Source organism: Sphingomonas sp. 66-10, assembly GCF_001897045.1.
Taxonomy (GTDB): domain Bacteria; phylum Pseudomonadota; class Alphaproteobacteria; order Sphingomonadales; family Sphingomonadaceae; genus Sphingomonas; species Sphingomonas lycopersici.
Genome location: NZ_MKRR01000150.1, coordinates 62,234 through 69,434, shown reverse-complemented (window position 1 = coordinate 69,434; position 7,201 = coordinate 62,234). Strand labels below are relative to the sequence as shown.

Sequence of the window (7,201 nt, the reverse complement as noted above, 5' to 3'; positions counted from 1 at the left end):
GGATCAGCCCGCCGATGATATTGGCGGCGAGGATCAGGATCGCGGCGATCGCGTCGCCCTTCACGAATTTCGACGAACCGTCCATCGAGCCGTAGAAATCGGCCTCGGTCGACACCTCGACGCGGCGCTTCTTCGCCTCGTCGGGGGTGATCAGCCCGGCGTTGAGATCGGCGTCGATCGCCATCTGCTTGCCCGGCAAGGCATCGAGCGTGAAGCGCGCCGAGACTTCGGAGACGCGCCCCGCGCCCTTGGTCACCACGATCAGATTGATGATCATCAGGATCGCGAAGACGAAGATGCCGACGACATAATCGCCGCCGATCAGGAAGGTGCCGAACGCCTCGATGACATGCCCGGCGGCGCTTTCGCCCTCATGCCCGTGGACCAGCACGACGCGGGTCGAGGCGACGTTGAGGCCGAGCCGGAACAGGGTGGCGAACAATAGCACCGAGGGGAAGGCCGAGAAATCGAGCGGCTTCTGCGCATTGAGCGCGACCATCAGCACCGCGAGGCTGATCGCGATATTGGCGACGAAGAACACGTCGAGCAGCGCCGCCGGGATCGGCACCACCATCACCACGACGAGCAGCAGGATCGCGAGCGGCAGCGCGGCGGCGCGGGGATTGCCGAGGAACTTCATCGCGCGTCAGCCCCCGAGGTTCGCGAGCATGAGATAGGCGAGCCGTGCGGTATCGGGCGTCGGCTTCATCAGGCTGGCGGTCTGCGCCTGCGCGGTACGCCCCGAGAGCGCGGCACTGGCCCAGCTCAGCGCGTCGCCTGCGCTCTGGTTGGCGCCGGTGATCACCGTCGCGCCGTCCATGTCGAGCGCCTGCGCGGCAAATTGCATGCCCGGCAAAGAGTTGCCGGTGTTGCCGGCATTGCCGGCGCCGTCGCCGAGCTTGGCGGCAAAGCGCTGATAGACGTCGCTCAGCGAGCGCGCGCTGCCGTCGCTGTTGAAGAACACCCCGCGATTGGCGCGCGCGGCGGCGGGGAACAGCGCCGCGGCGTTCGCCCCGGGGTTGGTCTGCATCGTCGAGAGGAACTGGCGCGCGCCGCCGAGCCCGAGGAAATGCGCCATATAGAGATCGGTGCCGGTGGCGGTGCGCCCGGTGGCGCTTTCCAGCGCGTCCTTATTGTCCGAGGCATGCTCGGCGGCCATCGCCGAGGCGATTTCGGGGTTGTTGCGCAGCGCGAGGATCGCCTGGCGGGTGCTCGCGTCGCTCACCGTCATCCGCCCGGAAGGGCCGCGGCTGATCGCATTCGCCGCCCAGCCCAGGCCATATTCGGCGCCGTGCTGCTTCATCACCGAAAGCCAGCTCTGCTCGACGAACTGATAGAGCCCGCGCGCCGAGGAGGTGGCGGCGCTCGCCGAGGCGTTGAGCCCGCTCTCCACCTTGGCCTGCCCGAGCAGATAGTCGAAATCGATCCCCGTACGCGCCGCCGCCCGCTGAATCGCGGACTGGATGCGGCCTGTGGCAGAGGCGATGCTGTTGACGGTCATCGGCGTGCGTTTGTTCCCTGTTCGGGGAATGACGCAGCAAGGAGCGTGCCAGTTTTAGGGTGGATTGGGCAGAAAACGGTGCCCGCGCGAAGGCGAGGGCCCAGGCTGGGCTCCCGGCTTCGCGGGAGCACAAGGAGGTCGCAAACGGGCTGGTGGGTCGGTGCCCCCACACCGACCCACCCCCGGCCCCTTCCTCGTTCAAGGAAGGGGGGAAACAGAATTACGCGTAGGCCGTGACCGGCCCGCGGCGATAGGCGTTGCCGCCTTCGCCGGTCAGCATCTGCAGCCGCCGGCGGGTATTGGCCGCCATCAGGTTGACATAGATGCGGCAGGTTTCGTTGAGCCGGTTGGCCTCGTCGGCCAGCTCGCGCAGCTCGGGGCCGGCGGGGCCGTCGCCCAGATCGCGCAGCGTTTCGATCGCGGTGAGCTTCTCGCTCGTCGCGCGTTCCAGCCCGGCGATATCGTTCGCCTTCAGCGCCCCGATTTCGGCGTGGAGCGTGTCGATCACGCGGATCAGCGCGTCACGCCGGGTCACGAGACATCCAATCGTAGCGCAGCGCGATCATCCGGTCGGCCAGCGTCGCGGGCGAGATCGGGAAGGTGCCGTTGGCCAGCGCTTCCTTGATCAGCTCGACGCGGTTGGAATCGACCGGCGGCTTGGATGCAAGCTGCCCCGCCAGCGTCTGCGGCTGTTCGGCTGCCGCCGGCGGCGTATCGACGCGATTGACCGCACTCGTCTGCGACACGCGCGTAACGGGCGCGACCTGACGGTCGCCGCTCGTGACTGGCCCTGTGCCGATCGAATCCACCATGTCCGCACCTTTCCGGTTCCGCTGACATGGCGGTAAACGGCAGGCGGTAGGGAAGTTTTAGCATTTTTTTATTGGTCGCCCCAGCCGGGCAGCGTCGCGCGCCCGGCCTCCACCGCCACCGCCTGTACCGGCATGCGGCCGTCGGCGACCTTGACCATCAGCCGCTCGCCCGCCGCGGCATCGCCCAGCGCCACCCCGTCGCGGGTGATCGAGAAGCCGTCCGCGCCCGCTTCGATCGTCAGCGGGTCGCCGCGGCGGATCACCTTCTCGGCGTTGCGCGCGGCGGCGGGGAGGGCGGCGGCGGGCGCGGCAGCGGCGCGTGCCGGCATCACCACGGGCACGAAGACGCGCCAGTCGGGGCCGGTGCAGGTGACGACGACCGCGTCATGCGCCTCGGTGCGCCACGCCATCGAGACCATCGGGCAGGCGGCGAGCCGCAGCCGCGGGTCGACCACCGCGCGCGGGCCGCCCTCCTGGCCGATCGCGCGCCCGGTAAAGGCGGCGACCCCGCGATCGAGCGCGGCGATATCCTGAAAGGCGACGGTGGCGAGCAACGCGAGAGCGATCATCGGGATTTCCCTTCGCCCGCAAAGGCGAGCGTGACGGTGACCTGGCGTGGGCCGGGCCGGTTGGTGGTCGAAACGAGGATGCGGCCGGGCGCGACCGTGCCGAGCGCGGCGGCGACCGCGCGGGCGCGATCGGTGGCGAGCACGATGCCGCTGCCGCTCGCGCGGTCGACGTCGGCGGCGCTGCCGTCGACCGCGCCGGTGACGGTGAGCATCACGCGCGGATCGCGCACCGCGTCCTTCGCCCAGGCGACCAACGCGTCGGGCGCCGCCGGCAGCGCGGCGGACCCCGGGGCGAAATCGCGCAAGGCATTGGCGGCGAGCGGCATCGCCACCGGCGCAGGTGCGGGCGCAGCGCGCGGCGCGCCGCCGAAGCCCTGCCGCAGCCCGTCGGCCAGCGCATGCGGGTCGAGCTTCTGATTGGCCTGGAGCAGCACGAAGAAGCCGACCAGCAGCAAGGCGAGATCGGCGAGCGTGATCAGCCACAGCGGCCGTGTCGGCGGCGCGGCGGGAAAATCGTCGAGCGCGGCGTCGCTGCTCATGCGACATCCTCGCGCACGGGAGAAAAGCTGACCGGGCGGCACGCGCGCGGCGCCTCGCGCGCGGCGAGCTCGGCGACCGGCGCCTCGATCCGCGCGCGTTCGCTTGCTTCGATCCGCCCCGCGGCGCGCAGCCGCGCGGCGATCGGCAGCGCGACGAGATTGGCGAGCAGCGCGCCGTACAGCGTCGCGAGCAACGCCACCGCCATCGCCTGCCCGATCGCGCGCGGGTCGCTCATCTGGGTGAACATCGCGACCAGCCCGACCAGCGTGCCGACCATCCCCATCGCGGGAGCGGCCTCGGCCATCGCGCTCCACGCATCGGCGGCGGCGGCGTGACGCTCGGCGCGCGCGCGGCGGCGGCGGCGCAGCTCCTCGGCGACCGCCTCGGCGCCCTCGCCGTCGACGATCATCGTGATCGCGGTGGCGAGATCGGCGTCGGCGATCACCGAGCGATCGAGCGCGACCGCGCCGTGGCGCTGCGCGATGCGCGAGAGACTGGCGATCTGCTCCAGCAAGGGATCGGCCGAAAAGCGGCGGCGCGGCAGCGTCGCCAGCGCGCGCAACGCCCGCCCGAGATCGTCGGCCCGCGTGCGCAGCATCGCGGCGACCGCGGTGCCGCCGATGACGATCACCGCCGCATAGGGATCGAGGAACATGCCGGGAGTCATGCTGCGCGTCTACGCAAGGCGTGTGCCAATTGCCGTCGTCGCGCCGTCATGCCGTAGTTGATTCGGTATGACGGTGGGCGGGAAAAGTGGGATCTCGCCACCTCCGTTCGCCCTGAGCTTGTCGAAGGGCGGCCCCAACTCTCGGGCGGCAGGACGCCCTTCGACAAGCTCAGGGTGAACGGATCATATTTTCCGCGTTGCCCCAGATGCTACCGGCAAACTTGCCGGCCGACCGGCAACATCTTGCCGCCTCGGGCTGCCGCCGGAGGTCGAATCCCTTCCAGCCGGCAATTGGCACGGCCTTTGCTGATCTCTTCCGCGCACATTCCCGTGCAGGAGACCCGGCCCGATGGCCAACGATACGTTGTTCGGCGTTCACGGCACAGCACTCGAGGTGCGCTCGCAGCGCATGGGGTTGCTCGCGTCGAACATCGCCAACGCGTCGACGCCCGGCTTCAAGGCGCGCGACGTCGATTTCCATCAGGCGCTGTCCGCGGTCGAGCAGGGCGGTGCGAGCGGGTTCGACAATAGCGTCAAATATCGCACCCCGCTGCAGCCCTCGATGGACGGCAACACCGTCGATCTGAGCCAGGAGCAGACCGCCTTCGCCGAAAACGCCGTCCAATATCAGACGACCCTGGCGTTCCTTAACGGGCGCATCGCGACGCTCACGCGCGCGCTGAAGGGAGAATGAGCATGGCGACCAACGCGCCGATGACGATTTTCCAGGTCGCGGGCCGCGCGATGTCCGCGCAGCTCGTGCGGATGAACACCACCGCGTCGAACCTCGCCAACGCCGGCGGCACCGCCGGATCGGAGGATGCCGCCTATCGCTCGATCAAGCCGGTGTTCCGCACCAGCTACGATCAGGCGACCGGGTTGTCGACGGTCGATGCGGTGCAGGTCGTCACCGCGGGCGGCACCCCGACCAAGCGCTACGATCCGAGCAATCCGATCGCCGACAAGGACGGCAATATCTACGAAGCCTCGGTCGACGAGACCCGCGAGCTGGTCGACATGATGGAGACCGCGCGCAGCTACCAGAACAATGTCGAGGTGATGAACACCGCCAAGACGCTGATCCTCGATACGCTCAAGATGGGGCGCTGATCCATGACCACCACCAACAGCAGCTATGATTCGACGCTCGCCTCGCTCGGCATCCCGCGGTACGGCGCGACGTCGAACACGACGAGCAATGCGCAGTCGAACACCGGCAAGACCTCGCTCAACCAGGGCGATTTCCTGCGGCTGATGACCGCGCAGATGCAGAACCAGGACCCGTTCTCGCCGGTCGACAATACGCAGATGGTCGCGCAGATGGCGCAATTCTCGTCGCTCGCCGGGATCACCGACATGTCGACGACGCTCAAGGCAATCGCCGACAAGCTCGGCGCGACCAGCACCGCCGACGCGGTGAGCTATATCGGCAAGACCGTCCTCGTCCCCGGCACCACCGCTTATGGCCGCACCTCGGGCGGGATCGCCGGCGCGGTCGAACTCGGCGGCGATGCCACCAACGTCAACGTCACCATCTCGGATTCGAACGGGCAGGTGCTCAAGACGATGAAGCTCGGCGCGCATGCCAAGGGCAGCATGACCTATGATTGGGATGGAAAGACCGATCAGGGCCAGGATGCCGGCAGCGGGCCGTTCACCGTTTCGGTGACCGCGCAGAACAATGGCGCGACCGTTTCGTCCACCGGCCTCGTCTGGGCGCCGGTCCAGTCGGTGTCGACCGCCAGCGGCAGCGCCGTCCTCAACCTTCCCGGCATCGGCGACGTCGCCGCCGCCAATGTTCGCCAGATCGGCTGAGTCCAACAGGAGCACTATTCATGGCCTTCTACACTTCGCTTAGCGGCCTCCAGGCCTCGCAGACCGACATGGCGACGATCAGCCACAATCTGGCCAACGTCGCCACCAACGGCTTCAAGAAGTCGCGCACCGAATTCGCCGACGTCATCGCCAGCAACCTCACCTCCTCGCCGACCTCGGCGGTCGGGTCGGGCGTCTTGGTCAAGGGCAACATCCAGCAGTTCAGCCAGGGCAATCTCGTCCAGTCGGCGAACGGGCTCGACCTCGCGATCTCGGGCGACGGCTTCTTCGCGGTGAAGCCCAATCCCGATGCGGCGCAGGTCGATTACACCCGCAACGGCGCGTTCAGCGTCAACGCCGACAACGAAGTGGTCGATTCGAACGGCGGCCGGCTGCAGGTCTATCCGGTCGACGGATCGGGCGCGGTGGTCGCGACCGGGATCGAATCGACCGTGTCGCTCCGCCTCCCCGCGACCAGCGGCACCGCGGTGCCGACCACCGCGGTCAATTATTCGCTCAACCTGTCGTCGAGCGCGGGGCTGCCGAGCGGCGGCGCGTTCAGCCGCTTCGATCCGTCGACCTATAACAATTCGACCTCGACCACCGTTTACGACACCAGCGGCAACCCGCTGACCATGACGACCTATTTCCGGCGCGAGACGACCCCGGACGCGGCGGGCAACACCAATTGGTCGGCCTATAGCTTCATCGGCGATCAGGCGGTGACGGTGGGCGGCGCGGATCACACCACGCTGACCTTCAACAGCAGCGGCCAGCTCACCGCGGGCGGCAGCTCGACCTCCGATCCGGTCACCCCGTCGGGCTCGACCGGCGCGCAGACGATCACGCTCAGCTACGGCAGCGCGACGACCCAGCTCGCCTCGCCGTTCAACGTCGCCTCGCGCAGCCAGAACGGCGCCGCGATCGGGCAGCTCCAGGGAGTCACCGTCGACGCCAAGGGGCTGGTCAAGGCGAGCTATTCGAACGGCGACGTGCAGAATCTCGGGATGGTCGCGATCGCCAATTTCAGCAATCCGGCGGGGTTGCGCCAGCTCGGGTCGGGCTATTGGGCGCAGACCGGGCTGTCGGGGGCGCCGGTCGCGGGGCAGGCCGGCAGCAACGGCGCCGGCTCGCTGATGAGCGGCACGCTCGAACAGTCGAACGTCGACATCACCGAGGAACTGGTCAACCTGATCGCCGCGCAGCGCAACTTCCAGGCCAATTCCAAGGCGCTCGATACCGACAATCAGATCTCGCAGACGATCATCAACCTGCGTTCGTGATCCAGCGAAACGCG

11 protein-coding genes are annotated in these 7,201 nt (G+C 68.4%); 4 read left to right on the top strand and 7 right to left on the bottom strand.

The window, feature by feature from the left end:
- The 7 genes from BGN95_RS23135 to BGN95_RS23105 form a co-directional block, all read right to left on the bottom strand.
- Positions 1–640, bottom strand: a 640-nt coding sequence (locus BGN95_RS23135) for an FHIPEP family type III secretion protein (RefSeq protein WP_286774146.1), incomplete at its 3' end; no start/stop codon positions are given.
- A gap of 6 nt (positions 641–646) precedes the next feature.
- Entirely contained in the window at positions 647–1,501 is an 855-nt protein-coding gene (locus BGN95_RS23130; RefSeq protein WP_286774145.1) for a lytic transglycosylase domain-containing protein, read from the bottom strand.
- Between the two features lie 220 nt (positions 1,502–1,721).
- Positions 1,722–2,036 carry a flagellar protein FlgN gene (locus BGN95_RS23125; protein ID WP_265270572.1) on the bottom strand — a complete coding sequence of 105 codons (315 nt, stop codon included), beginning with the start codon at positions 2,034–2,036 and terminating at the stop codon, positions 1,722–1,724.
- Entirely contained in the window at positions 2,023–2,313 is a 291-nt protein-coding gene (flgM, locus tag BGN95_RS23120; protein WP_179512786.1) for a flagellar biosynthesis anti-sigma factor FlgM, read from the bottom strand. Before flgM ends, BGN95_RS23125 begins: the two co-directional genes overlap by 14 nt.
- A 68-nt stretch (positions 2,314–2,381) precedes the next feature.
- On the bottom strand, positions 2,382–2,882 hold the full coding sequence (locus tag BGN95_RS23115; RefSeq protein ID WP_179512785.1) for a flagella basal body P-ring formation protein FlgA: 501 nt from the start codon (positions 2,880–2,882) through the stop codon (positions 2,382–2,384).
- On the bottom strand, positions 2,879–3,421 hold the full coding sequence (locus tag BGN95_RS23110; protein WP_286774144.1) for a flagellar motor protein MotB: 543 nt from the start codon (positions 3,419–3,421) through the stop codon (positions 2,879–2,881). The genes BGN95_RS23115 and BGN95_RS23110 overlap by 4 nt, the downstream gene beginning before the upstream one ends.
- On the bottom strand, positions 3,418–4,089 hold the full coding sequence (locus BGN95_RS23105; protein ID WP_286774143.1) for a motility protein A: 672 nt from the start codon (positions 4,087–4,089) through the stop codon (positions 3,418–3,420). Before BGN95_RS23105 ends, BGN95_RS23110 begins: the two co-directional genes overlap by 4 nt.
- A gap of 349 nt (positions 4,090–4,438) precedes the next feature.
- Between BGN95_RS23105 and BGN95_RS23100 the strand changes: the two genes are divergently transcribed.
- Genes BGN95_RS23100 through BGN95_RS23085 form a run of 4 tightly spaced genes read left to right on the top strand, consistent with a single transcriptional unit; the run spans position 4,439 to position 7,187 of the window.
- Positions 4,439–4,783 (top strand): flagellar basal body rod protein FlgB, encoded by a 345-nt coding sequence (locus BGN95_RS23100; protein WP_265270577.1) that lies wholly within the window; start codon positions 4,439–4,441, stop codon positions 4,781–4,783.
- Positions 4,780–5,199, top strand: a complete 420-nt coding sequence (flgC, locus tag BGN95_RS23095; protein ID WP_432423326.1) for a flagellar basal body rod protein FlgC — start codon at positions 4,780–4,782, stop codon at positions 5,197–5,199. The genes BGN95_RS23100 and flgC overlap by 4 nt, the downstream gene beginning before the upstream one ends.
- A gap of 3 nt (positions 5,200–5,202) precedes the next feature.
- Positions 5,203–5,904: a flagellar hook assembly protein FlgD gene (locus tag BGN95_RS23090; RefSeq protein ID WP_265270580.1), complete on the top strand. Its 702-nt coding sequence runs from the start codon at positions 5,203–5,205 to the stop codon at positions 5,902–5,904.
- 20 nt (positions 5,905–5,924) lie between these two features.
- Positions 5,925–7,187 carry a flagellar hook protein FlgE gene (locus tag BGN95_RS23085; protein ID WP_286774142.1) on the top strand — a complete coding sequence of 421 codons (1,263 nt, stop codon included), beginning with the start codon at positions 5,925–5,927 and terminating at the stop codon, positions 7,185–7,187.
- Positions 7,188–7,201 lie beyond the last annotated feature (14 nt).

Excerpts from the sequence above, each read along its gene's own strand:
- BGN95_RS23130 (WP_286774145.1), bottom strand. The coding sequence starts at position 1,501 with ATGACCGTCAACAGCATCGCCTCTGCCACAGGCCGCATCCAGTCCGCG.
- flgM (WP_179512786.1), bottom strand. The coding sequence starts at position 2,313 with ATGGTGGATTCGATCGGCACAGGGCCAGTCACGAGCGGCGACCGTCAG.
- BGN95_RS23115 (WP_179512785.1), bottom strand. The coding sequence starts at position 2,882 with ATGATCGCTCTCGCGTTGCTCGCCACCGTCGCCTTTCAGGATATCGCC.
- BGN95_RS23110 (WP_286774144.1), bottom strand. The coding sequence starts at position 3,421 with ATGAGCAGCGACGCCGCGCTCGACGATTTTCCCGCCGCGCCGCCGACA.
- BGN95_RS23105 (WP_286774143.1), bottom strand. The coding sequence starts at position 4,089 with ATGACTCCCGGCATGTTCCTCGATCCCTATGCGGCGGTGATCGTCATC.
- BGN95_RS23100 (WP_265270577.1), top strand. The coding sequence starts at position 4,439 with ATGGCCAACGATACGTTGTTCGGCGTTCACGGCACAGCACTCGAGGTG.
- flgC (WP_432423326.1), top strand. The coding sequence starts at position 4,780 with ATGAGCATGGCGACCAACGCGCCGATGACGATTTTCCAGGTCGCGGGC.
- BGN95_RS23090 (WP_265270580.1), top strand. The coding sequence starts at position 5,203 with ATGACCACCACCAACAGCAGCTATGATTCGACGCTCGCCTCGCTCGGC.
- BGN95_RS23085 (WP_286774142.1), top strand. The coding sequence starts at position 5,925 with ATGGCCTTCTACACTTCGCTTAGCGGCCTCCAGGCCTCGCAGACCGAC.